This is a genomic window from Streptomyces sp. NPDC055506, from assembly GCF_053643595.1.
On the sequence record NZ_JBSHKH010000016.1, the window covers coordinates 65,131 to 89,375 of the forward strand.

19 protein-coding genes and 1 pseudogene are annotated in these 24,245 nt (G+C 70.3%); 13 read left to right on the forward strand and 7 right to left on the reverse strand.

The window, feature by feature from the left end; translation table 11 throughout:
• Window positions 1-82: 82 nt before the first annotated feature.
• Window positions 83-1,864, reverse strand: coding sequence for a histidine kinase (locus ACWIF2_RS09270; protein ID WP_454359504.1), 1,782 nt, complete (start codon window positions 1,862-1,864; stop codon window positions 83-85).
• Between the two features lie 329 nt (window positions 1,865-2,193).
• On the opposite strand from ACWIF2_RS09270, the gene ACWIF2_RS09275 reads away from it, so the two are divergent.
• Window positions 2,194-3,243, forward strand: a complete 1,050-nt coding sequence (locus tag ACWIF2_RS09275; protein WP_454359505.1) for a Clp protease N-terminal domain-containing protein — start codon at window positions 2,194-2,196, stop codon at window positions 3,241-3,243.
• Between the two features lie 25 nt (window positions 3,244-3,268).
• Here the strand turns inward: ACWIF2_RS09275 and ACWIF2_RS09280 are convergent, their stop codons facing one another.
• Window positions 3,269-4,222, reverse strand: a complete 954-nt coding sequence (locus ACWIF2_RS09280; RefSeq protein WP_454359506.1) for a LysR family transcriptional regulator — start codon at window positions 4,220-4,222, stop codon at window positions 3,269-3,271.
• A gap of 180 nt (window positions 4,223-4,402) precedes the next feature.
• On the opposite strand from ACWIF2_RS09280, the gene ACWIF2_RS09285 reads away from it, so the two are divergent.
• The 4 genes from ACWIF2_RS09285 (at window position 4,403) to ACWIF2_RS09300 (ending at window position 7,406) form a co-directional block, all read left to right on the forward strand.
• Window positions 4,403-5,548, forward strand: a complete 1,146-nt coding sequence (locus tag ACWIF2_RS09285; RefSeq protein ID WP_454359507.1) for a PrpF domain-containing protein — start codon at window positions 4,403-4,405, stop codon at window positions 5,546-5,548.
• Window positions 5,549-5,651: 103 nt separating this feature from the next.
• Entirely contained in the window at window positions 5,652-6,905 is a 1,254-nt protein-coding gene (locus tag ACWIF2_RS09290) for an SLC13 family permease (protein ID WP_454359508.1), read from the forward strand.
• Between the two features lie 14 nt (window positions 6,906-6,919).
• Window positions 6,920-7,186, forward strand: coding sequence for a TetR family transcriptional regulator (locus tag ACWIF2_RS09295; RefSeq protein ID WP_454359509.1), 267 nt, complete (start codon window positions 6,920-6,922; stop codon window positions 7,184-7,186).
• Window positions 7,149-7,406 (forward strand): hypothetical protein, encoded by a 258-nt coding sequence (locus ACWIF2_RS09300; RefSeq protein ID WP_454359510.1) that lies wholly within the window; start codon window positions 7,149-7,151, stop codon window positions 7,404-7,406. The genes ACWIF2_RS09295 and ACWIF2_RS09300 overlap by 38 nt, the downstream gene beginning before the upstream one ends.
• A gap of 15 nt (window positions 7,407-7,421) precedes the next feature.
• Here ACWIF2_RS09300 and ACWIF2_RS09305 read toward each other — a convergent pair whose 3' ends face one another.
• Window positions 7,422-8,468, reverse strand: a complete 1,047-nt coding sequence (locus tag ACWIF2_RS09305; protein WP_454359511.1) for a threonine aldolase family protein — start codon at window positions 8,466-8,468, stop codon at window positions 7,422-7,424.
• Window positions 8,465-9,136 carry a TetR/AcrR family transcriptional regulator gene (locus ACWIF2_RS09310; RefSeq protein ID WP_454359512.1) on the reverse strand — a complete coding sequence of 224 codons (672 nt, stop codon included), beginning with the start codon at window positions 9,134-9,136 and terminating at the stop codon, window positions 8,465-8,467. Before ACWIF2_RS09310 ends, ACWIF2_RS09305 begins: the two co-directional genes overlap by 4 nt.
• Before the next feature lie 187 nt (window positions 9,137-9,323).
• Between ACWIF2_RS09310 and ACWIF2_RS09315 the strand changes: the two genes are divergently transcribed.
• Window positions 9,324-10,007, forward strand: coding sequence for a class I SAM-dependent DNA methyltransferase (locus ACWIF2_RS09315; RefSeq protein WP_454359513.1), 684 nt, complete (start codon window positions 9,324-9,326; stop codon window positions 10,005-10,007).
• 53 nt (window positions 10,008-10,060) lie between these two features.
• The gene (locus ACWIF2_RS09320) at window positions 10,061-11,848 is read left to right on the forward strand and encodes a SpoIIE family protein phosphatase (RefSeq protein WP_454359514.1); all 1,788 of its coding nucleotides are present in this window, start codon (window positions 10,061-10,063) and stop codon (window positions 11,846-11,848) included.
• 48 nt (window positions 11,849-11,896) lie between these two features.
• Here ACWIF2_RS09320 and ACWIF2_RS09325 read toward each other — a convergent pair whose 3' ends face one another.
• Complete coding sequence (locus tag ACWIF2_RS09325; protein ID WP_454359515.1) at window positions 11,897-13,300, reverse strand: NAD-binding protein; 1,404 nt, start codon at window positions 13,298-13,300, stop codon at window positions 11,897-11,899.
• Window positions 13,301-13,639: 339 nt separating this feature from the next.
• On the opposite strand from ACWIF2_RS09325, the gene ACWIF2_RS09330 reads away from it, so the two are divergent.
• From ACWIF2_RS09330 to ACWIF2_RS09340, 3 genes are all read left to right on the forward strand, one after another.
• Window positions 13,640-14,779 (forward strand): PP2C family protein-serine/threonine phosphatase, encoded by a 1,140-nt coding sequence (locus tag ACWIF2_RS09330; RefSeq protein WP_454359516.1) that lies wholly within the window; start codon window positions 13,640-13,642, stop codon window positions 14,777-14,779.
• A gap of 116 nt (window positions 14,780-14,895) precedes the next feature.
• A complete protein-coding gene (locus tag ACWIF2_RS09335; protein WP_454359517.1) occupies window positions 14,896-15,468 on the forward strand; it encodes a PadR family transcriptional regulator in 573 nt (190 codons plus the stop codon).
• Window positions 15,469-15,559: 91 nt separating this feature from the next.
• The gene (locus ACWIF2_RS09340; protein WP_454359518.1) at window positions 15,560-17,284 is read left to right on the forward strand and encodes an acyl-CoA dehydrogenase family protein; all 1,725 of its coding nucleotides are present in this window, start codon (window positions 15,560-15,562) and stop codon (window positions 17,282-17,284) included.
• A gap of 93 nt (window positions 17,285-17,377) precedes the next feature.
• Here the strand turns inward: ACWIF2_RS09340 and ACWIF2_RS09345 are convergent, their stop codons facing one another.
• A complete protein-coding gene (locus ACWIF2_RS09345; protein ID WP_454359519.1) occupies window positions 17,378-18,514 on the reverse strand; it encodes a PP2C family protein-serine/threonine phosphatase in 1,137 nt (378 codons plus the stop codon).
• A 183-nt stretch (window positions 18,515-18,697) separates the two neighbouring features.
• Between ACWIF2_RS09345 and ACWIF2_RS09350 the strand changes: the two genes are divergently transcribed.
• Window positions 18,698-21,382, forward strand: coding sequence for a SpoIIE family protein phosphatase (locus ACWIF2_RS09350; RefSeq protein WP_454359520.1), 2,685 nt, complete (start codon window positions 18,698-18,700; stop codon window positions 21,380-21,382).
• Window positions 21,383-21,505: 123 nt separating this feature from the next.
• Here ACWIF2_RS09350 and ACWIF2_RS09355 read toward each other — a convergent pair whose 3' ends face one another.
• Window positions 21,506-22,750, reverse strand: a complete 1,245-nt coding sequence (locus ACWIF2_RS09355; RefSeq protein ID WP_454359521.1) for a PucR family transcriptional regulator — start codon at window positions 22,748-22,750, stop codon at window positions 21,506-21,508.
• A 332-nt stretch (window positions 22,751-23,082) separates the two neighbouring features.
• Here ACWIF2_RS09355 and ACWIF2_RS09360 point away from each other — a divergent pair, with 332 nt between their 5' ends.
• Window positions 23,083-23,913 (forward strand): DUF4394 domain-containing protein, encoded by an 831-nt coding sequence (locus ACWIF2_RS09360; RefSeq protein ID WP_454359525.1) that lies wholly within the window; start codon window positions 23,083-23,085, stop codon window positions 23,911-23,913.
• 163 nt (window positions 23,914-24,076) lie between these two features.
• Window positions 24,077-24,245, forward strand: a pseudogene (locus tag ACWIF2_RS09365) (SDR family oxidoreductase); the annotation flags it as partial.

Here is a 24,245-nt window from a genome sequence, read left to right on the forward strand (position 1 = left end):
CGGTCGGGGTTCATCGCGCGTACGGGCTATATCGCGGGCCGGTCATCTCTCGGGCCTACGAATCAACTCTCGGCCCTGCGGATCAACTCTCGTCCTTGAAGGTCTGCTTCGTGACCAGCTTCCCGTCGCGGAAGCAGAACCGGAAGATGGTCGAGGTGTCGTCGAGGTCGTCGGACGCGAAGTGGCGGCAGGTGGCGTCCTTGGGTATCCGCGGGCCCTGGTCCTCCAGTTCCGCCGTGAGGAAAGAGTCCTCTTCGGGCAGCTCGGCCTGCACGTCGGCTTCGGCATCGCCCTCTTTCGCCGACTCGTACACGCTCACCGGGATCGTGGACTTGTCCAGTTCGTCCATCAGCGCGCTCACCCCCCATATGCCGAGGGCGATCACGCTCACGACGAGGACGACGGCTGTGACGGCGCAGCCGATGGCCACGTTCTTCTTGCTGCTCATGAGGGCGGCGTACTCCCCGTGCTTGTCGGAACGGTTGATGACCGTTCCAGCGTTGCCCTCGGGTGCCGCCCCTGACTGTCCTCCAAAGTCGTCGTCCGCGCTGACGGAGGTCGCATCGTCCGGGCGGGGCACGGGCTGGCCGTGCCCGGTGCCGTAGGGCAGCATCCCCGCGATGCGGAATCCGCCGTCCGCGGTGGGGCCGGTGTGCACCATGCCGCCGACGAGCCGGGCCCGCTCCCGCAGGCCCGTCAGTCCCTGACCGCCGCTGATCGCTGCCGGGGCACCCGGCGCCCCGGCCGGTGCGGGCCCGTTGGCGACCTCCACCACCAGGCTGTCGGGCTCGTAGCGCAGGGCGACGGTGATCGAGGCGCCCGGGGCATGCTTGTGGGCGTTGGTCAGGCCCTCCTGGGCTATGCGGTACGCCGCGTGGTCGGCGGCGGGCGCCAGGGGCCGGGCAGCGCCGGACCGGTGCAGTTCCACGGTCGCGCCCGCGGCCCGGGACGTTGCCACCAGGACGTCGATGGAGGCCACAGCGCGGGAGAGCGGGCGCCCGCCGCCCGCGTGGGTGGCCGTGGCCGGAGAGGGGCCGGCGTGCTCGGTGGGGTCGTCGAGCCGGTCCGGATCGTGCCGGTCTTCCTTGAGGATTCCGACGGCCTCGCGCAGCTCCCCCATGGCAGCCACGGAGGCGTCACGCAGGATCCGGACGCCTTCCCGCTGGCGGTCGGTCAGGTCCGGATCAACCTGGAGGGCGCCCGTGTGCACGGAGATCAGGGCGAGTTGGTGGCCGAGGCTGTCGTGCATGTCCTGGGCTATGCGGCCTCGCTCCAGCAGGCGCGCCTGTCGTGCCACCATCGCCTGCTCGCGCACGAGCTGGGCGTTGTTCCGCTGCAGGGCGTCCAGCAGCGAGCGGCGTTGCGCCCGGTAGCGAGACATCAGGCCCGGCACGATCCCGAGTGTGAGAAACGCCGCCGCGCTCAGCGCGCCCGTGACCGGAAGCGCCAGGCCTGAGCCACTGATCTCCTCGTGCGCGGACAGCCCGGTATGGAGGACGAGTGCGGCAGCGAAGGCAGCGATCACGCGCCCGGGCTTGGTGATGCGGCTTCCCGCCGACCAGCTCGCGTAGACCATCAGCGGCACCGCGGACAGCAGTACCGCTGCCGCACCGGCGGAGACGACCAGCACCGTCACCGGCAGCGCACGCCTGATCAGCGACAGCACGGCAATGCCCGCCACGACAGCGAAGGTTCGCAGGCCATAACCGGCCCTCACCGCTTCGAACAGCACCGCGATCCCGGCGAGGGCGACGGTGAGCACGATCTCTCCGGCTATCCTTCTGCGGCTCCAGGGGGACGCGGCGGCAAGCCGGCGGAGGAGCGGCCGTACGGTGCGGGCGGTCTGTGCTTCGTCCTGTTCCACGGCCCGACGATAGTCAGCGCCCGGGAGCACGGCGTCATCCCTGCGTCGTGACGGCGAACGACGAAAGTCGACAACCACAGGTGGGACAGGCGCTGCCGGGCGCGCCGCCGCCGTCGCCATTGGTCGCTGCGGGTCACGACTTCCGGGGACTGCTTCGAGCCGCCCGTCGCGGTGACGATGGTGCGGCAGGCCGAGGTCGTCACCTGATGGCGCTCGACAAGAAGTTCGGGCTGCGCGACCGGTACGTGCTCGACATCGCAGCTCCCGGCCTCGACCGCCGCACCGCAGAACCACTCGAACCACCGAACCGCCCGAAGAGGAAAGGTTGCATGGAAGCGATCAAGGAGCCCGACTGGAACATCATCGGAATCCTCGGGGCCGCCCGCGGTGCCCGGGGATCCGCCGAGGGACCCACGGGCACCGAGCACCTGCTGGCCGGCATCACCACGGCCAAAGGGCCGGCGCGCAAAGCACTCGACGACGAGGGAGCGACCAAGACCGCGCTGATGGCGGTGCTGCGGGACAGAATGGACCGGGACGGTGCCTGGAGCGATGCCGACGACGCAGAGGGAAGCGTTGCCGCACAGGACGTGCTGGGCGACGACGGTGACCGGGACCGCCTCACCGGCGCCGCGGCCAGAGCGCTGACCGCGGCGATGAAGCGGGCACAGCGGGAGGACGCGGCGAAGTTCACCGCCGTTCACCTGCTGCGGGCGTTGCTGGAGGAGGACAACCGCGCGGTGGAACTGCTGGGCGCGTGCCGCGTCTCACCGCAGGCCGTGCGCGCCCGGCTCGACGGCGGAGCCGGAGGCCGACAGGACGACGGCCTCGCCCCCCTTCTTCACTCCACCCGCGACGTGCTCCTCGGCCGTAGCCACTATCGGCACATGCCCTTCCTCCAGCGGTGGGTGCTCAAGTTCTGCGGGATCAACTGGGCGTCGACGCCGGCCTTTTGGGTCAGTAGGGAGACCTACGACCAAGCACGCCGTCTCGGCAACCGCGAGGTGGGCACCGAGCATGTCCTGCTGGCGGTTCTGGCCACCCACGAGGTCGCGCTGCGGTATCCGCACCTGGCAACGGCGAGTACCCCTTCTCCCGACACCCGGTACGCGGGCGGTGAGCGGCTGGCCCGCCTGGGCCTCGACTACGCCTCGGTTCACCATGCCCTGACCGGTGACCGCGTCCTCCTGACGGCCGACGCCCGGCCCGCCAAGCAGTACCTCGATGAGGCCACACGCCCGCGCGCGGTGCGGTCCGCCGATTCCGGCAACCCATCGACGAACGACCGGGGCACCGGTCCCCTGATCGAAACCCTCCTGAGGGAGAAGACACGAGCCCGGCAGCTGGTCGACGCGTTGACCACAGCTTCCGGCGACTGATCCGATTCGCCGCTTCTCCGCGTCCTCAGCCGCGCCGCACCGCACCGAGCTGAGCCCGGTGCAGGCCGGGGGCGGTGAATCGCTGGGCCACCGTGCGCAGCACGCGGGCCATTGCCTGGGCGGGTGGGGTGGCGGGGCGGGCTGTGGCGCGGGCGAGGAGGATGCGGCGCGTGGGGGCCCGAACGTCGGAGGCGAAGGGCAGGAGACGTACGTCGCTGCGGCGGCTGGTGAGGGCCAGGCGGGGGGCGAGGGCGATGCCGAGCCCGGCGGCGACCATGGCCTGTGCCTCCTGGTAGTCGTGCGAGGAGTAGGCGATCCGCGGCTCGAATCCCGCCTGGCGACAGCTTCGGCGCAGGACGTCGGCGACGGGATGGTTGTCGGCGCGGATGATCCACTCCTGGTCGGCGAGGTCGCCGATGCGCACGGAGGGATGGGTGCGCAGGGGTGAGTCGGCGGGGACGACCAGCACCGTGGGGTCGTCCAGGAGGTGGGTGAGGGAGAGCGCCGGATCGTCGAGGCGGTTCCACTCGTAGTCCCAGAGCAGCCCCTGCTCCACCTCTCCGGTGTGGAGCATCTCCCGGAGCTCCGCGAGGACTCCGGCGCGTACCTCGATACGGATTCCGGTGTGGCGGCGACGGAAGCGGGTGAGCGCGAGGGGCAGCAGGGACGCGCTCGCCGTGGGGAAGGAACCGAGCCGCAGCGTGCCCTGGTCGAGGGCCGTGAAGGAGTCCAAGTCGGCTTGCGCCGCGCGCAGTTCACGGCGGATCGCCTGACCTCGCCCGGCCAGCGCGGCACCCGCCGGGGTGGGTCGGATCCCGCGTGGCAGCCGCTCGATCAGGGGCTGTCCGGCCTCCTGCTCCAGCAGGGACATCTGCTGGGAGGCGGCAGAGGTGGTCATGCCCAGCGCCTCCGCCGCGGCGGTGAGCGAGCCGCGTTCGGTGGCTTCGGTGAGCAGCAGCAGTCGGCGCACGTTCAGCATGTCTCCGACTCTAGGCGACTTTAGCTCAGCTAAACCCATGTGAAGCGAACTGCGATTGTTCCGAAGTCACGCCTCTGCGAAGGTCTCCGCAATCGCCGAGCGGTTCACCGGCCCGCAATGCGCCCGTAACCACCGCCTCGGCCCTTCCCTCCCCTTCGTTGATCAAGGAAGAGCTCAGACGTGCACACTCCCGCGACCCTGGTGCGTGGCGGCACCAGCAAATGCTGGCTGTTCAACCAGGTCGACGTTCCCGCCGACCGTGGCGAACTGGAGAAGCTGCTGGTCTCCGCGTACGGCGCCACCGATCCCGCGGAACTGGACGGCGTGGGCGGGGCGACCCCCACCACCTCGAAGGCGGCGGTGGTGAGCGCCTCCCCCGAACCCGGCGTGGACGTGGACTATCTCTTCGCCCAGGTGGGCATCGGCACGGGCTCGGTCGAGTGGACGAGCAACTGCGGCAACTGCGCCACGGGGATCGCCTTGTACGCGGTCGCAAAGGGCATGGTGGCGATCACCGGTGACCGGACTCGTGTGGTGATGCGCAATACCAACACCGGCGCGGTCCTCGAAGGACTCGTGGACACCACCGGTGGCGTCGTCCACCACTTCGGCCGTCAGACCGTACCCGGCACCCGTGCCGGCGGGGTCGCCGTCGGCCTCACCTTCCGCGACCCGGCCGGCGGCACCACCGGTTTACTGCTCCCCACCGGGCAGGCCGTACAGGACCTGCCGGTCGCTGCCGCCGAGCCGGTACGGGTGAGCATGGTGGACGCCGGAGCACCCGTCGTCCTCGTCGACGCCCTCGGCGCCGGACGCACCGGCGCCGAGCCACTGGAGCGGATGGGCACGGACGTGCCCTGGCTGCGTACCGTGCGTCATACCGCCGCACCGCTGATGGGGCTGCTCGAACCGGGTGAGGAACCGGGCGACGCGGTGCCCAAGGTGGGCCTGGTGGGCCCGCCGGTGCGGTACGCCACCACCCTCGGGGAGCAGATCGCCGCCGAGGACTACGACATCTCGGTGCGCATGCTCAGCATGAACGCCCCGCATCCCGCGATCGGTCTCACCTCCGCCGTCGCCGTCGCGGCGGCCGGGTTGGTCGAGGGTTCCGTGGTCTGCCGGACCGCGGGCGGCCCGACCGACGAGTGGCTGCGTCTCGGCACACCCGCCGGCATCGTCGCGGTCCGCTGCGCCGACGTACGGGACGGCCTGCCGCGGCGGGTCACCGTACAACGCGCGGCGCGGCTGCTCGCCGACGCACGTATCTACGTCCCGGAGACAGGCCGCGTCCACGTCCCGGAAGCAGGCCGCACGCAAGCCGCCTGAACCGGGACGGACATCACCTCGGTCGGCCGGTCCCCCAGCCGTCCGCACCGGGATACCCTCGCGCCCTCGGGGCGCGCCCCTCCCCATCGCACCAAGGACAAAGATGTCTGCTGAAGTGATCTCCATAGGCGCGCTGCTGGTGATGTTCGTGGTCGGCACGGTGCTGCCGATCAACCTGGGCATCCTCGCCTTCGTCGCCACCTTCGTCGTCGGCACCGCTTCGCTCGGCCTCACCGAGGACGAGATCTTCGAGGGGTTCCCTGCGAAGCTCTTCGTCACCATCGTCGGGGTCACCTACCTGTTCTCCGTCGCCCGCCGCAACGGCACCATCGACTGGCTCGTCGCGGCCGGCGTACGGCTGGTGCGCGGCAAGGTCGCGCTCATCCCCTGGGTGCTGTTCCTGGTGGCCGCCCTGCTGACGGCGTTCGGCACCTTCACTCCCGCGGCGGTCGCGATCCTCGCGCCGATCGGCATGAACTTCGCCTACCGCTACAAGCTCAACCCGCTGGTCGTCGGCATGATGGTGATCAGCGGCGGGCACGCGGGCGCGTTCTCCCCGCTCGCCGTCTCCGGTGCGCTGGTGCTCGGCCTGGTCGACAAGACCGAACTGCACGTCTCCGCGGTGACGCTGTTCAGCGCCAGCTTCCTGATCAACCTGGTGCTCTCGGCACTCACCTACGTGCTGCTCGCCAAGCGCCCCGTCCCGCTGGCCGAGGGTTCCGGGGAAGCGGCCGAGGACGAGGACCTCGCGGTGTCCGGCAGGCCCGACTGGCGCCAGTGGCTCACCCTCGCCTCCCTGATGGCGCTGGTGGTCGGCGCGCTCGGCTTCCATCTGGAGATCGGCTTCCTGGCCCTGGCGGCCGGTGCGCTGCTGGCCCTGGTGGACATGAGGCGGCAGGAGAAGGCCGTGGACGGCGTCAGCTGGTCCACCCTGCTGCTGGTCGCGGGCATGATGACCTACATCGCCATGCTGGAGAAGGCCGGCATCATCGAGAACATCTCCGAGCACGCGGCGGGCCTGGGCGCACCGGTCGGCGTCGCCCTGCTGCTGTGCTTCACGGTGGCCATCACGTCCGCCTTCGCCTCCTCCACCGCGATCCTCACCGCGATCATCCCGATCGCCGTACCGCTGCTGCTCTCCAGCCACCTCAGCGCCGCCGGGCTGATCGCCGCTCTCGCCGTCTCCACGACGATCGTGGACACCTCGCCCTTCTCCACCAACGGCGCACTGGTCCTCAGTAACGCCCGCGGGGTGGACCCCCGCCGCTTCTACCGCCAGGTCATCGGCTACACCGGCGGAATCGTCGCCCTCGGACCCATCGTCGCCTGGGGCGTACTGGTCCTGCCCTGGTCGTAGCGCAAGCCCGCCGCGTGCTCCGCTCCCGCACCGCCCTGATGAAAGCCGCCGTCCGCCTGGTCTCCGAGCACGGCACCACCGCCCTCCCCGTCATCGACCTCTCCGAGGCCGCCGACGTCAGCAGGCAGCTGGTGTACATCCAGTTCGGGGACCACGACGCGCTCCTCGTGACGGCCGAGACCGAACTGGTCGAGCGGGAGCTCATCGCCGCCGGGGCAGGGGACGACAGTTCCGCTGCGGAGCATGGCGATCCTGCTCGTCGACCTCATGCGGGCGAGTGACGCCCCGCCGAGCCAGTACGAGCGCCTGGGCCTGCCCGACGACGGGCCCGTGACCGACACGCACCTGCTGGTGCGCGAGCAGCGTCACCAGGCCGAACAGGCCGCCGAACCGCTCCCCCGGCCTGAGGACTTCCCCGCGGGCCGCTTCTCAGCCCTGTCCGGCGGCATGTTCCCCACGGCGACGCTGCGCGTACTCGCGGAGGAACTGTCGGCACTGTGAGGCGGTGTCCTGTCCTTACAGCTGGCCGACGGCCTGGACGAGGTGGTCGACGTCCTGCTCGGTGGTGGCGAAGGAGGTCACGAAGCGGACGACACCCGGCTCCCAGCGGTCGTGGTAGAAGACGTAGCCGTCGGCCAGCAGACCGTCGATGGCCTGCTGCGGGAGTCGGCAGAAGAGAATGTTGGCGTCGGCCGCGCCGAGCAGACCGACCTCCGGTATCGCCTTGAGGCCCTCCTGGAGTCGCGCGGCCATCGCGTTGGCGTGGCTCGCGTTGCGCAGCCACAGTTCGTCGGTCAGGTAGGCCTCGAACTGGGCGGCGTGGAAGCGCATCTTGGAGGCGAGCTGGCCGGCCCGCTTGGCGCGGAAGGCGAGTTCGGCGGTGAGGGAGCGGTCGAAGACGACGATCGCGTCGGCGGTCATCGTGCCGTTCTTGGTCGCGCCGAAGGAGAGCAGGTCGACCCCCGCCCGCCAGGTCGTCTCGGCCGGGCTGCAGCCGAGCGCGGCGACGGCTCCGGCGAAGCGGGCACCGTCCATGTGCAGACGCAGGCCCGCCTCCTTGGCGATCGGACTAAGGGTGTGCAGCTCGTCGAGGGTGTACACGGACCCGGTCTCGGTGGCCTGCGTGATGCTCACCACCGAGGGTTCCACACTGTGCACGTCCCCGGCCTTGTGCCGTACGGCCGCCCGCAGTTCGGCCGGGTCGATCTTCCCGTCATGGCCGCCGAGCGGGACGAGCTTGGCGCCCGCCGTGTAGAACTCGGGCGCCCCGCACTCGTCGTTGTTGATGTGGCTCTCGCGGTGGCACAGCACGCTGCCCCAGGGCGGGGTGAGCGCGGCCAGGCTCAGGGCGTTGGCGGCGGACCCGGTGGAGACGAGCAGCACGTCGACGTCACGCTCGAAGACCTCGCACAGGCGGCGCCGGACATCGCCGGTGATGGTGTCGGCGCCGTACGGGAGGGCCTGGCCGGAGGCCGCGCGGGTCACGGCGTCGACGATCTCCGGGGAGGCGCCGGCGACGTTGTCGCTGCTGAAGACGCGAGCCACGGGGACGGTGGTGCTCATGGTCGGGTTCCTTGCTGTTCGTGGACGGAGGGTGCGGCGACGGCGGCGTCGATGAGCTGGCGCAGGGCGCCGTAGTAGACCTCGTGGTCGGTGACCGCGGGCACGATCGCGGCGAGGTTGCCGCTCAGCACCGGGAAGCTCTCCGGGTCGAGTGCGGCCAGCGCGGTGCGGGTGGCTGCCTGAGCGGACTTGGGATCGCGGTGGTCGACGAAGCCGGCGCTGCCGAGGGTGAGCAGGTACATCCGCCGGTACGCGGTGATCGCCTCCTCGGGAGTCATTCCGGCGGCGAGGCTGTCGGCGAGCTGCGGCTCTACCAGGCGGGCCAGCAGATGAGGGCCGAGCCAGGGCCGCGTGCCGCGCAGGGCGAGCAGTCCCGGATGGTTCGCCAGCAGCCGGTAGAGCGCGGTGAACCGGGTCTCGGTGGCGGCGGCCCAGTCGGTGTCCGGCCCGGCCTCCGGCAGTCGGGCGGCCAGATGGTCGATGCACAGGTCCAGCAGGCCGGCCAGGTCGGTGCACCGGCGCTGGAGCGAGGCGAGGGAGATCTCCAGTCGCGCCGCCAGCGCACGGAAGGTCAACGCCTCAGGGCCGCCCTCGTCGATCAGGAGGAGGGCGGTTTCGGCGATGCGGTCCGGGGTCGCGCGGTCCAGTGAGGGTGAGTGCCGAGGCATACGGGTCATCGTACGATACAGCGTATCGCTTGCCCTAGTGGGCGTCGCCGATTCGACGACGGCGATTCAGGACCGCCCACTACATTGCGCAGCGCAAGGGACGCCGCGCGCATGCGGGGTGTCCACTCCGACCCGATAGGGGAGGATATATGGCAAAACTACGCAGAATCGGCAAGGGGGAACACCCGTGAGCAGCAGCCCTCCCGGCAAGCTGGGCTACGAGGACGTACGGCCTGACCGCACTGGCCAGGCCGAGGCCTTCGACGCCATCGGCGACCACTACGACGAGGCCTTCCCGCACAAGGAAGGGCAGATCGCGGCCGCCGCGTGGCTCGTGCACTCCCTGCCGGCCGGGTCCCGCGTGCTGGACCTGGGGTGCGGCACCGGGCTCCCGACCGCCCGACAGCTGACGGAGGCGGGCTTCGAGGTCATCGGCGTCGACCTGTCGGGCGGAATGGTCGCTCTTGCCCGCGAGTACGTGCCCGACGGCACCTTCCACCAGGTGGACATCGCCGATCTGCGGCCGGGAGGCCCCTGCGACCTCGGCCGGTTCGACGCGGTGGCCGCCTTCTTCTCCCTGCTCATGCTGCCGCGCGCCGAGATCCCCCTCGCGCTGCGGACCGTCCACGAGCTACTGGCGCCGGACGGCATGTTCGTCCTGTCGATGGTGGAGGCCGACGTGGACGACTTCTCGATCCCGTTCCTCGGAAAGACCATCCGGGTGTCCGGCTACCTGCGCGACGAGCTGAGGGAGACCGTCGAGGCGACCGGCTTCGAGATCGTCGAGGAGGCCTCCTACACCTACGCACCCGCGAGCGCCGACGTACCGCCCGAGGTGCAGATCTTCCTGCGCTGCAGGCGGCACGGCTGACGGCTCCCTCTCCGCCCGCAGCGGCAGGGGCACCCCCAGACGGAAGCGACACTGTGACGAAGCACCTGGGAGCTCATGAACACCCCGGCAGGGAGGCCAGGGCGAGCGAACATGTCACGACCCCGCGTCGGCCACAGCTCCTCGGACCGCAGACCGACCGGCTCCGCTACCTCGACGAGGCGACACGCCGGATCGCCCGCGGCATCGATCTCGACGAGACGTTGCACCAACTGTGCCGGGCGGCCGTGCCGGCCTTCGCCGATACGGCCTTCGTTCACCTGTCCGATCCGCTGCCGGTCGGGGACGAAGGTCCTGGCGCCCCCGCCATGCTGCGGCTGCACCGTACGGACCGGGCGCCGCCGAGGGATCCGGCCGCCCACGGGCCCGGTCTCCCCCCGGAGACCTCGGCGGACGTGCGACCGGCGGACGTCGTACGCCCGGCTGCCGACGGCCGGCTGGCCGAGCTGCTGCGAACCGGGCAGCCCGTCTCGGGGGACGCCTCCGGAGTCGCTCCCGCCCTGGCCGAGTTGCTGGGACCGGTGAGTGTTCCCGGAGCGGCGCGACCCGGACCGCGGCTGATCATCGCCCCGCTGCGCGGCCGCCGCCACGTCATGGGCAGTGTCGTCCTCATCCGCCGCCCCGACCGGCCCGCCTTCACCGAAGACGACCTGCTCGTCGCCTCCCAGCTCGCCACCCACACCGCGCTCGGCGTCGACAAGGCCGCGCTCTACCTGCGCGAGACATCGGTCGCCGCCGCACTGCAGCGCACGATGCTCCCCCCGGCACTGCCCCAGCCGACCGGAGTCCGGCTGGCGAGCCGATACCTGCCCGCCTCGCGGGCCTCCCAGGTGGGCGGCGACTGGTACGACGCGATACCCCTGCCCGGCAACCGTGTAGCGCTGGTGATCGGCGACGTCATGGGCCATTCCATGACGTCGGCCGCCATCATGGGCCAGCTGCGCACCATCGTGCAGACCCTGGCCGGGCTCGACCTTCCTCCCGACGAGGTCCTGCACCATCTCGACGAGCAGGCGGAGCGGCTGGGCAGTGAGCACCTGGCGACCTGTCTGTACGCGATGTACGACCCCGTACTGCATCGGCTGCTGGTCGCCAACGCCGGTCATCCACCCCCGGTGCTCCTCCACTCGGACGGCCGGGAGGAGGTACTGCCGATCCCGCCCGGGGCGCCGATCGGCGTCGGCAGCAGCGTCTTCGAGTCCACCGAGATGCACGCGCCGTCCGGAGCGACTCTGCTGCTGTACACCGACGGGCTCGTCGAGTCCCGCGACTCGGACGTGCTGTCCGGCGTGGAGCGGTTGTGCGCACACCTGCGCGCTGCGACTGCCGGTCCGGAACCCCCGTCGCTGGAAGTCCTGTGCGACCAGGCACTCGGCTCGCTGGGCACGCGCGACCGGGACGACGACATCGCGCTGCTCGCGGCCCGTCTCGAGGGCATCCTGCCCGAGGCGGTGGCTTACTGGTACATGGCTCCCCGGCCGCAGACCGCGGGGCAGGCTCGCCGGCTGACGCGGAGAACACTGCGCCACTGGGGCCTCGACGCGATGGTGGAGCCGGCCGAACTGCTGGTCAGCGAGGTGGTGGCGAACGCCGTACGCTTCGCGTCCCGGCCGATCACCCTGCGCCTGCTCCGCACGGACGTACTCCGCTGCGAAGTGGGCGACGACTCGCCGCAGGTGCCTAGGATGCGGCACGCCAGGCTGAGTGACGAGGGCGGCCGGGGACTCTTCCTCGTCGACCAGCTGGCCGAGCGCTGGGGGGCGACCAGGGTGAGCACGGGCAAGGTCGTCTGGTTCGAACAGGCGCTGCCCGGCCGGGAATGACAGGGGGCGGCGTGTGGCCCGCCCTGTCGGCATCGTCCGCCGGCAGGATCAGTCCAGGGACAGCTGCCGTTCGCGGTCGGTGTCCCAGGCGGCGAGGTCCACGACCCGGTCGTCCGGGAAGAGCGCGCACGTGCGACCGTCGGCCACGAAGACGCTGAGCGGGGCGGCGTCCAGCGCTGACAGGGCCACGGACGTGGCGACGATGTGCGTGACGTCGCAGACGGCACCGATGCGGAACAGCGACCGCGACTCCGTGGTGACCTCGTCTCCCCCGGCCCGCAGGACGATGCGCTGGTCGGCGGCTACCGCGCGGGTGGTGACCGCGACCGCGAGGTTCTCCAGCCCGTCGGAGGCGACGGCCGCCAGCGCGCGGGCCCGCCGGACGCAGAGGCGTTCGAGCAGGAAGCGGTCGCCGCCACGGCCCAGGACGACGGGGATGCCGAGGGCGCGGGCCAGGGGCAGACAGGGTGCGTGCGGATTGCGCTCGACGGCGACGACACGCAGCCCGAGGCGGCGCAGCTGGGCCGACAGGCGCAGGCCCACCTGCCCCAGCCCGACCACGACGACATGGCCCCGGCGGGGGATCGAGCGGGCTCCCAGGATGGTCGTCATGCGGTGCCCGGTGAATCGGTCGACCACGCCGGCGGTGAAGACGGCCGCCAGGATCAGGGTGAAGAGCATGGAGGCGGCGGAGAAGATCTTGTACCACCCGGGTCCGTGCTCGGCGGCCGGTGACGAGCCGATCGTGGTGAGCGTACGGGCGGCGTGCCAGGTAGCGTCGGTCCAGTGCTCGTGCAGCACGAGGACGCCCAGGGTGACATCCGCGGCGAGGACCGTGAGCAGGGCTGCGAAGCTCGCGACGAGTGCCCTGGCCGAGGTGCCGAGCGAGCGGAACCAGGCGGGGAGGGCGCTGCGCGGCCGGGAGCGCCCGCCGGCGGTGAGGGCTCGCCTGGGGACCCGTTCGACGACGGTGGTCCGGCCTTCGCGGCGGACCCCGACCACGTCGTCTCCGGCCGGCAGGAGCATGGCGTACCGCGGTGCGAGACAGCTGGCGAGGAGGCTGGGCACGATGACGTCGGTCGTGCTCAGCACCGTGCAGTTCGGGACCGTCCGTGAGACCTCGTCCGCGACCGTGCGGTCGAAGATGGTCACGACCAGGCGGACGCCGGGCTTGAGATGCTCGGCCAGCAGCGCGTAGCGCAGGGCGACGATGTCGTCCCGGGAGACGATGACGATGCCGTCGGCCGGCTCTCGCAGACGCCTGCGCAGAGCGTCGTCGTCGGGGCGGCTCAGGCGGTCCGCGGTGCTGCCCCAACGGCTGATGCGCGCGGCGGCACAGCCGCCCAGGGCCTCGTCGTCCTCGATGATGACGATGTGCTGCCCTGGTGCCGGGACCGGGGCAGCAGCTGGGGCGTGCGGGTGGGCGTCGTCGTGCGGGGTCCGTGGACTCAACCCTTCGGCCTTTCTACGGCTGCCGGGGCCCGGAGTACCCCGTGATCGGCGATGATCGGCAAGGGCGCGGCGGATGGCCTGGTCGAGGCGTGCGCGGGGGGTGAGGCACGGTCGAGGGTGGGTGCCGAAGCGGTCTTTTTTGTACCACTCCCCCACGCGGGGCCGACTCGTCCGGCTGTCTGAAGTCTCCCGGCCGGATTCGTACGTCTGTCGAATGGTCCTCCCCCCTGGCGCCGCCCGCGACCGGCAGACCGGCGTCCCAGGCACCGGCCGACACGAAGGGCCGGTGTGCCCCACGGCCTGTAGAACGGAGAGAGCACCACCTGCCCGGGAGTCCCGATGACCGGTACCCACCTCCTCCGCACCCGCCGGAGAAGGCCTGCTCACGCCCCGCAGGCCATCGAGCCACCGGGGAACGCCCAGCTGGTCGTCGGCGTGCTGGCCGTGACGGCCCTGGTCGAGCTCCTCGGCGCGCTGTCCCGGTCCCCGGTGTGGCTCCTCGGGCTGCTGGTCTTCCTGCCGGGCACGGCGTCGGCCCTGTGCACGGTCCGGCAGACACGGTTCGTCTCCGCGTGGGCCACGCTCGTCGTCACCCTCACCGTGCTGCTCCGCCACGACGAAGGGGGCGGATGGCTCGACCGGACGCTGCTGGTGCTGTTCACCCTCGCGCTGGGGACGGCCTCGGTCTACGCCTGCGAGCGGCGTATCAGGCGCGAGGACGAGATGCTCCGCCTGCGCTCCACCGCCGCGGCCATGCAACGGCACATCCTGCGTCCCCTCCCCCTGGTCACCGACGACGTTCTGGTCAACGGTGTCTACGAGCCCGTGCAGGAGGATCGTCTCGTCGGCGGCGACATCTACGACGTCGTGGCCTCCCCCTGGGGGACCCGGGTGCTGATCGGGGACGTGCAGGGCAAGGGGCTGGCCGCCGTGGGCGCGGCGTTCGCCGTGATCGGTGCCTTCCGCGAGGCGGCGCACCGCGAGTCCACGCTCACTGCTCTCGTCGACGCCCTGGACACCGCGGTCGTTCGCCACAACTCCTACGCCGAACAGACCGGCGACGACGAACGGTTCGTCACGGCGCTCATCATCGGAGTCGACGACGGCCCCGAGGCGCAGCTCGTCAACTGCGGACACGTTCCGCCCTGGCTGATGCACGACGCCGAAGTGACCACACCGCCGCTGGACTCCGGTGTGCCGCTCGGTCTCGCCGGGCTGGCCGCCGAGCCCACGACCGTGCACTGGTTCGACTTCCCGGCCGGTTCGACGCTGCTGCTGGGCACGGACGGACTCACCGAGACCCGCGCGCCCGACGGCGCGTTCTACCCGGTCGAGGAACGGCTGGCGAGCCACCTGAGCGTCTCCCCCACCAAGCTGCCCCGGGCCCTGTTCGAAGACGCCCGCGCCTTCACCGACCACGACAGCCGCCACGACGACTTCGCGGTCCTGACCGTCCGCCGCTCCCCGCACCTCCCCTGAGCCCGCGTGCCGTTCTGGATGACGAGTGAGGCACGGAGCAAGTGCGAGCGTGAGCCGCGTCGCATCGGCATGGTCGAGACTTGCTATGCAACGAGTTGCATAGCACGATCGTCGCCATGGCGCTCGAACACGCGATCCTGGTGTCGCTCCTGGAGAAGCCGGGATCCGGCTATGAGCTGGCCCGGCGTTTCGAACGGTCCATCGGCTACTTCTGGACCGCGACACACCAACAGATCTATCGCGTACTGAAGCGCATGGAGAACGACGGCTGGGTCGAAGTCCGGGACGTCAGGCAGCAAGGACGGCCGGACAAGAAGGAGTACTCCGTCGCCGACCTCGGCCGGGCCGCGCTGTCTTCGTGGTTGCACGACCCGATCGAGCCGGAGAGCGTCCGCCACGACCTGGCGGTGAAGATCCGGGGAGCTGCCTTCGACGACCCGGCTGCGCTGATCCGCGAGGTGGAGAGGCACCGGCATGCGCACCGGGACCGGCTGGCGCGCTATCTGGCAGGCGAGGAGCGGGACTTCACGAAGCCCGAAGCGGGAACGGCCGCTCCGGATGCGCCACTGGACGCGGAGCGGGAGCTCCAGCACGTCGTATTGCGCGGCGGTATCGCGTACGAGCGGATGATGATCGGCTGGCTGGACGACGTGCTCGCCACGCTGGCCCGGTTCGGCCCGGGCCACTGACCGCGCCCACCGCACCGGCAACAACTCTCCTCGTCTCCGGCCGCCCCACCTCACGATTCCCATCCGTCCACAGCCGAAAGGGGCCCTCACCATGGCTGACCAACTGCTCTTCAACCCGCGCACCTACGACCCCGCGCACTTCGACCCTGAGACACGCCGCTTGCTGCGTGCCACCGTCGACTGGTTCGAGGAGCGTGGAAAGCGGCGGTTGATCGAGGACTACCGGACCCGCGCCTGGCTCGGGGACTTCCTCGCCTTCGCCGCGAAGGAGAACCTGTTCGCCACCTTCCTGACGCCGTCGTCCGCCGCCGCCCAGGGGGAGCCGGACAAGCGCTGGGACACCGCCCGTATCGCCGCGCTCAACGAGATCCTCGGCTTCTACGGCCTGGACTACTGGTACGCCTGGCAGGTCACCATTCTCGGCCTCGGCCCGGTCTGGCAGAGCGACAACACCGCCGCACGCGCCCGTGCCGCGGAACTCCTCGCCCAGGGAGAGGTGTTCGCGTTCGGCCTGTCCGAGAGGGCTCACGGCGCGGACATCTACTCCACCGACATGCTCCTCGAACCGGACGGCGACGGCGGCTTCCGCGCCACCGGCTCCAAGTACTACATCGGCAACGGCAACGCCGCCGGACTCGTCTCCGTCTTCGGCCGCCGCACCGACATCGAGGGCCCCGACGGCTACGTGTTCTTCGCCGCCGACAGCCGTCACCCGGACTACCACCTGGTCAAGAACGTCGTCGACTCGTCCAAGTTCGTCAGCGAGTTCCGCCTGGAGGACTATCCCGTAACGCCCGACGACGTACTGCACACCGGCCGCGCAGCCTTCGACGCCGCCCTCAACACGGTCAACGTCGGCAAGTTCAACCTGTGCACCGCCTCGATCGGCATCTGCGAGCACGCCATGTACGAGGCCGTCACCCACGCCGGCAATCGCGTCCTCTACGGCCGCCCCGTCACCGCCTTCCCGCACGTGCGACGCGAGCTGACCGACGCGTACGTCAGGCTCGTCGGCATGAAGCTGTTCAGCGAGCGCGCTGTCGACTACTTCCGCTCCGCCGGCCCGGACGACCGCCGCTACCTGCTCTTCAACCCGATGACGAAGATGAAGGTGACCACTGAGGGCGAGAAGGTCATCGACCTGATGTGGGACGTCATCGCCGCCAAGGGCTTCGAGAAGGACAACTACTTCAGCCAGGCGGCCGTGGAGATTCGGGGCCTGCCGAAGCTGGAGGGCACGGTCCACGTCAACCTGGCGCTGATCCTGAAGTTCATGCGCAACCATCTCCTCGACCCGGCCGAGTACCCGAGTGTGCCGACCCGTCTCGACGCGGCCGACGACGACTTCCTCTTCCGGCAGGGGCCGGCCCGGGGCCTGAGCTCGGTGCGCTTCCACGACTGGCGCCCGGCCTTCGAGGCGTACGCGCATCTGCCCAACGTCGCCCGCTTGCGCGAACAGGCCGACGCGCTCTGCGAGTTCGTCACCAAGGCCGCCCCGGACGCGGAGCAGAGCCGCGACCTCGACCTCGTCCTCTCGATCGGCCAGCTCTTCGCGCTCGTCGTGCACGGGCAGCTCGTCCTGGAGCAGGCCGGCCTGACCGGACTCGACGAGGACGTACTCGACGAACTCTTCGCCGTCCTCGTACGGGACTTCTCCGGGCACGCCATCGAACTGCACGGCAAGGACTCGGCGACCGAGCAGCAGCAGGAGTGGGCGCTGGCCTCGGTCCGGCGGCCGGTCGTCGACGAGGCGCGCACGGAGCGGGTCTGGCAGCGGGTCGAAGCGCTGTCCGGCACGTACGAGATGGCCCAGTAGGCCCGCCGCGTCCATCACCGGTGGGCCGGGCCGCGACCCGGCCCACCGGTCGGCCACCACCCCCGAACCGGTCTGGTGTCCCGACACCGGGATTCAGCCCTCGGCTCCGACAGCTCCCCGGTCCTGCGCGGTGGTGCGCCTCAGCGCGAGGGCCGCGATGTCGTCCCCGAGCCTCCCGCCGCTGTGCCGGAGCAGATCCCCGTGCAACTGGTCGAGCAGCTCGCGGGGGTGCTCCGTGTCCTGCCGCCGCATCCAGTCCGGCAACGGGAAGAACCGGCCGGTGTGGTCCCGGGCCTCGGATACGCCGTCCGTGTAGAGCAGCAAGTGCTCGCCCGGGGCGAAGGCGACGATGTCGACCCAGTAGCGGTCACCGATGAGCGCTGCGAGGTTGAGGGGCGGGGAGGGGACGGTGGGCTCCAGAACCCGGACCTTCCCGCAATGCGCGATCAGCGGCGGGGGATGTCCGCAGTTGAGAAGTCGTAGCCGGTCGCCACCGTGCGGGATCTCGGCGAGGAGGGCAGTGGCGAAGTGCTCGGGCTGGTCCTGGACGGGAAATGCGGCGCTGTGGCGCGTGACGGTGGTCTCCAGACGATGGACGATGCCCCGCAGGTCGGGCTCGTCGTAGGCGGCCTCCCTGAAACAGCTGATCACCGCCGAGGCCGCCCCCACCGCGGACAGGCCCTTGCCTCGTACGTCGCCTATGAGCAGCCGGACCCCGTGCGGGGTACCGATCGCCTCGTAGAAGTCGCCGCCGATCCGGGCCTGTTCCTGGGCTGCGAGATACAGCGATTCGATCTCGACGCCCTCGATACGGCGCGGCAGGGGGCGCAGCAGCACCTTCTGGGCCGCGTCGGCGACGAGGCGGACCTGGAAGAGCATCTCCTCCCGCTGAAGTCGGACATGACTGCCGTATGCGGCCGCCAGGGTGACCGCGATGATCGCGGCCGACGTGTACGGCGTCCCCAGATCGGTATGGAAGAGACTGAGGACGATCATGAGCAGAAGGCAGAACGCCCCCAGCACCATCGTGGGGAGCACGGGCCACATCGCGGCCGCGAGGGCGGGCGCGGCGGGCAGAAGGCGGCTGAAGGCGATCTCCCTGGGTGTGGAGAACGCCAGACCGGCGATGAGAACGGTCAGGACCAGGGGCGACAGCCGGGCAGCTTCCCATCGACCGCTGTAGGCGGGGCGACGGCGCCACAGCCATGCAGACTTGATCACAAAAAGCATCATATCGGTCTAATCGCACACGGGGCGCAGAGGGATCATGCGCCGCACGTGAGACTTTGCGGCGGACGGTCCACCCGGAGAGGTCGAGACCACGCGACGCCCGGCCGGGCATATGTTCGAGATCAGTGAACAAGGATCGGGCGTGCCCTGGCCACTCGGGATCACCGGTGTTAAAAAGGTCGCATGGCGAGTCCTTTCGCCCGTTTTCAACGCCTGTCGGTTAAGCGTCTGATCAGCAAGAGCACGCGGAGCGTGGCCGGGCAGGTGTTGGTGTTCCAGGTGGCTCTGGTGGTGCTGCTCGTAGCCTGCGGTGTCTTCGCGCTCATTCTGCAGTCGGAGCGGGACACCAGCGCCGAGGCGAGGCGCCGCTCCACGGCCGTGGCACAGACCTTCGCGCACTCGCCGGGTGTCCTGGCCGCATTGCGGACCCCGGACCCGAGCAAAATCCTCCAGCCGCTCACCGAAGCGGCACGCCGCGCCGCCGACGTCGACTTCATCGTGGTCATGGACACCGAGGGCATCCGGTACACGCACCCCTTGCCCGACCGCATCGGAAAGCGGTTCGTGGGCGAGATCGGACCGTCGCTGGCGGGGAGGCTCTATGTGGAGAGCGTCGACGGCCCGCTCGGTCGCGAGGTGCAGGCCACGGTGCCGATCAAGAACGCCGACCGCGAGGTCGTGGGAATCGTCTCGGCCGGGATGAAGGTCGAGAACGTCCAAAGTCAGTTGACCCGGCAACTACCGATCATCCTGGGCGCGGGGGCCGGAGCGCTCTTGTTGTCCATCGGCGCGACGGCACTGCTGGGCAGGCGGCTGCGACGGCAGACACACAGCCTGGCCCCGGACGAGATGACCCTGATGTACGAGCACCACGACACGGTGCTCCACTCGGTTCGGGAAGGGGTGCTGATCGTTTCCGCCGACGGGCGGCTGATGCTGGCGAACGACGAGGCCAAACGACTGCTGGAGCTCCCTTCGGACGTCGAGGGGCGGCTCGTCCCGGAACTGCCGGGACTCGATCCTGAGATGAAGGCGCTGCTCGCCTCCGGACGCGAGGCCACCGACGAGGTGCACCTCGCGGGAGAGCGGCTGATCGCGGTCAACCAGCGGCCGACGGGTCGCGAGGGCGGTCCCAGGGAAACGGTGGTGACACTGCGCGACTCCACCGAGCTGCAGGCGGTGACGGGCAGGGCGGAGGTGGCACGTGAGCGGCTCAGGCTGCTGTACGACGCCGGACTCCACATCGGTACCACCCTGGACGTGCTGCGCACCGCCGACGAGCTGGCGCGGGTCCCCATTCCCCGGTTCGCGGACTTCGTCACCGTGGACCTGGCCGACGCGGTCCTGCACGGCGAGGAGCCTGCCCCCACGGGAACGGACATGCGACGCGCGGCCGTGTCCGGCATCGTGGACGACCATCCGCTCACCGAGCAGGGCCGGCTTTTCGACTATCTTCCCTCCACACCCCAGGCACGCGGCTACGGCAGCGGCCGCTCCCAGCTGGTGAGCGATCTGCCGACCGCCACGGGCTGGCGCGTGCAGGACCCGGAGCGAGCCCAGGCGATCATCGACTACGGCATCCACTCCCTCATCACCGCCCCCATCCAGGCCCGTGGCGTCGTGCTGGGCATGGCCACCTTCTGGCGCACGCGACAGCACGAGCGCTTCAACGAAGAGGACGTGTCGCTGGCGGAGGAGCTGGTGGCCCGTGCCGCGATAAGCATCGACAATGCCCGCCGCTACACCCGCGAGCACGCCCTGGCGGTAACCCTCCAGCGCAGTCTGCTGCCGCAGGCCATGCCCGAGCAGAACGCCCTCGACATCGCCTACCGCTACCTCCCCGCCCAGTCGGGCGTGGGCGGAGACTGGTTCGACGTGATTCCCATGCCGGGCAGCCGGGTGGCACTGGCCGTCGGTGATGTGGTCGGCCACGGCCTCCACGCCGCCGCCACGATGGGACGGCTGCGTACCGCGGTGCACAACTTCTCCGCCCTCGATCTGCCACCCGACGAGCTGCTGAGCCATCTGGACGACCTGGTCGGCAGCATCGACCAGAACGAGGCGGCGCAGAGCGCGGCGGGCGTCGTGGGCGCCACCTGCCTGTACGGGATCTACGACCCCGTGACGCGCCGCTACGTCATGGCGCGGGCGGGGCATCTGGCGCCCGCGCTGGTCCGGCCCGACGGCACGGTCACTTTCCCGGACGTGCCCGCAGGTCCCCCCCTGGGCCTCGGTGGCATGCCGTTCCAGACCGCGGAGCTGTGCCTCGTCGAGGGGACCCAGCTCGTCCTGTACACCGACGGCCTGATCGAGGACCGCGGGCGGGACCTGGACGTGGGACTGGGGCTGCTGCGCGATGCCCTCACCGGCCACCCCGGCCGGCCGCCCGAGGAGACCTGCCAGGACGTGCTGGACAGGGTGCTCCCCGAGCGTCCCAAGGACGACGTCGCCCTGCTGGTCGCCCGCACGCGGCAACTGCCGCCCGACCGGATCGCCGACTGGGACGTACCACAGGATCCCGCCGCCGTCGCCGGTATGCGCGACGCCGTGTCCCAAAGGCTCGAAGCATGGGGCCTCGCAGAGTTCGGCTTCACCATGGAGCTCATCCTGAGCGAGCTCATCACCAATGCCATCCGCTACGGCTCCGGGCCGATCCACGTGCGGCTGATCCGCGACCGTTCGCTGATCTGCGAAGTGGCCGATGGCAGCAGCACCTCACCGCATCTGCGGTACGCCGCGTCGACGGACGAGGGTGGCCGGGGCCTGTTCCTGGTGTCGCAGATGGCCGAGCGCTGGGGCACCCGGTACACCCCGCAGGGCAAGGTGATCTGGGCCGAACTGTCCCTGCCCGAGGTCATACAGCGGTAGGAGTAGCCGCCGCGGGTGCGGGCGGTCTCGACGGGCGTCCGCTCTCCGCGCGAGCGGAGGTGACCCGGTGCGCGGCGGTCCGAGACCCCTGGACCGTCACCGGTCCGGCACGCCCGAGGCGTTTCAGCGCCATGCTCCCGACAGGCGCCGGGTGATCACGGCACTGAAGGTGCGCACGCCTCGTGTCGATCCGGGGTCGATCCCCGTGAGCTCTCGGACCCGGCGCAGGCGGTAGTCCAAGGTGCGGGTGTGGACGTTGAGCGAGGTCGCCGTGGCACCGCGGTGCATGTCGTGGCGGTAGTACGCGTCGAGGGTGGTGAGGAGGTCGGGGCCGGTCTCCAGGCGGCGGGCCAGGGTGCGGAGCCAGGCGTCGACGAGTGGCACGTCCGCGACGGCGAGTTCGACGAAGACATCGGCCAGGGTGTGCGGCCGCAGCCCTACGGATGCCCGGCGCAGCGGGGCTGCCCGGCTGATCCGGCGGGCGCGGTCCAGAGCGTCGGCCAGCTCCGGCAGCGGTGCGACGGACGTGCCGACGGCGCAGGGGCGGCCGAGGGCCTGGGCGAAGTCCTGTACGAGGTCCGTCAGGTGGCCGGGGATGAGGTCGGGCGAGAGGTCGGGAACAGCGTGCGACAGTGCGCTTTCCGCTGCCTCGGGGCCGGAGAACAGCGGAAGCAGGGTGATCAGCTCACCGCTCCCGTCACCGCCCTCCGGTCCCCACATGATCGGCGCACGGTGGTTCTTCACGAACGCCCCGATCTCGCTTTCCAGGAAACGATCGATGGCGGGCAGGTCCGGAATACGAAAAACCGTCACCGCGTAGCGGTCCGGGAGTTCCATGTCGACGGCCGTGGCGAGTTCCGCCGAAATCGGATCTCCGTTCAGCAATGACCGGGTCAGCAGGGCGACCTGCTCGTTGTATGGCATTCGGCGGCGCAGTACGCGCACGAATCCCTGGCGGTAGGAAGCGATGCCTCGTTCGCCCTGGGGGGCGAACCAGGTCATCATGCGCATGAGCTCGTCGACACCGCCGCCGTGCTGGGCATCGGTCGCCTCGTTGATCTCACGCAGCATGAGGGCGGTGTGCACGCGCAGCACCCGCTGCCGCGCGTCGAGCGACATCCCGGCACCTGCCCGCAGCTCCCCCATCGTCGCGATATAGCCGAGATCGTCTTCGCTCAACTCATCGCCTCCCGGCGCGAGTTCGACGGTACGGCGCCGGAGCCACATCGCGTGTTCCAGCGTCTCGGCCCGTGCCCGGGAGTCCTTGTCCAGGAACCCGAACTCCGGGATCTCACGTGTGTATGTCTCGACCTCACGACGGGCGTTGGTCGACGCCTGCCGGGCCAGCTCGGCGAAGAGGCTCCCCATGAACGCGAGCATGCCATTCAGGACAAGCGGGCCGACAGGGGAGATCCGGACGGCGTTCATCACTCCGCACAAAACGGTGGCAGATGTATCGACAGGGCTTTTATCACAGTGCGCAAAATTCCCGGATCGGGGTGTTTCCGTCACCGCTTCTGCTTGTGGAGGAACTGTGAAGCGGCCTTAATGAGAACCGCCTTGGGCATGACCGCGGTGATCAATACGGGCAGTAACAGGGGAATTCACAGCCGGGCGCCTCGAATGGCGCCCATCCAAACGGGAGGGAAACTCCGATGACAGCAGGCACGAGAAAGAGAATCATGGCGGCGGTCGCGGTCATGATGACATCGACGGCGCTCATGCTCGGCGCACCCGGCACCGGCTCGGCCGCCCCCGCCGCCACGCCCAGCCTGCGCGCCTTCGGGATCAGCGGCGATGGCACCCTGATGGCCACCTTCACGACCGACCGGCCGCAGGTCCTCGACTGGGTCAGGGCCGTCACCGGCCTCAGCGGCGACACGGGCCTGATCGGGATCGACTTCCGGATCCAGGACGGCCTCATGTACGGCGTCGGCAACAAGGGCGGCATCTACACGATCAAGACCCCGCCGGCCACCACGGACGTGGTGGTCACCAAGGTGTCCCAACTCCAGTACGCGCTGCACGGCACGAACTTCGGCGTCGACTTCAACCCCGCGGCCGACCGCCTGCGCGTGATCAGTGACAACGGCCAGAACCTGCGGCACAACCTCAACGACCACAGCACCATCCAGGATCTGAACCTCACCACCCCGCCGATCGAGGGCACGACCAAGGGTGTCTCGGCCGCCGCCTATACGAACAACGACCTCAACGCGGCCACCGCGACCACGCTCGTCGACATCAACACGACCACGGACCAGGTCGTGCTCCAGTCCCCGGCGAACAACGGCACGCTCGCCCCCACCGGCAGCCTCGGCATCGACGCCGGAATCAACGCCGGCATGGACATCTACAGCACCCTGTCCGGCGGGAAGACCGTCGACAACGCCGCGTTCGCCTCCCTCACCCCGTACGGCGCCAACACCCCCTCGCTGTACGCCATCAACGTCTTCACCGGCCAGGCCACCTCCATCGGCCAGTTCCCGCTGAACATCACGGACCTGGCCATCTCTCTCACCGGCTCCTGACCCCGGCCCTCGCCGCGGCCCGGCCACCGCCGGCCCGCGGCGAACCGGCGCCACCGCCGACGGCTCGGGCGGCACGTCGGCTGAACCAGAGAAGCGTGGGCGGGGCCAGTCTCTGGGGCAGCGCTGCTGAACCAGGCCTGGCTGCCAAGTCCTCTGCTCGTCAAAGGGCAGTACGACGATGATCGACTACGCGGCGTCCAAGGCCGCGCTGATCACCCTGACCAAGTCCGTCGCCGTACACCTGGCCAAGCGAGGCGTCCGCGCCAACGTGGTCGCGCCGGGTCCGACCTGGACGCCGCTCAACGAGGCGGACCCGCACATGCCGCCGGACG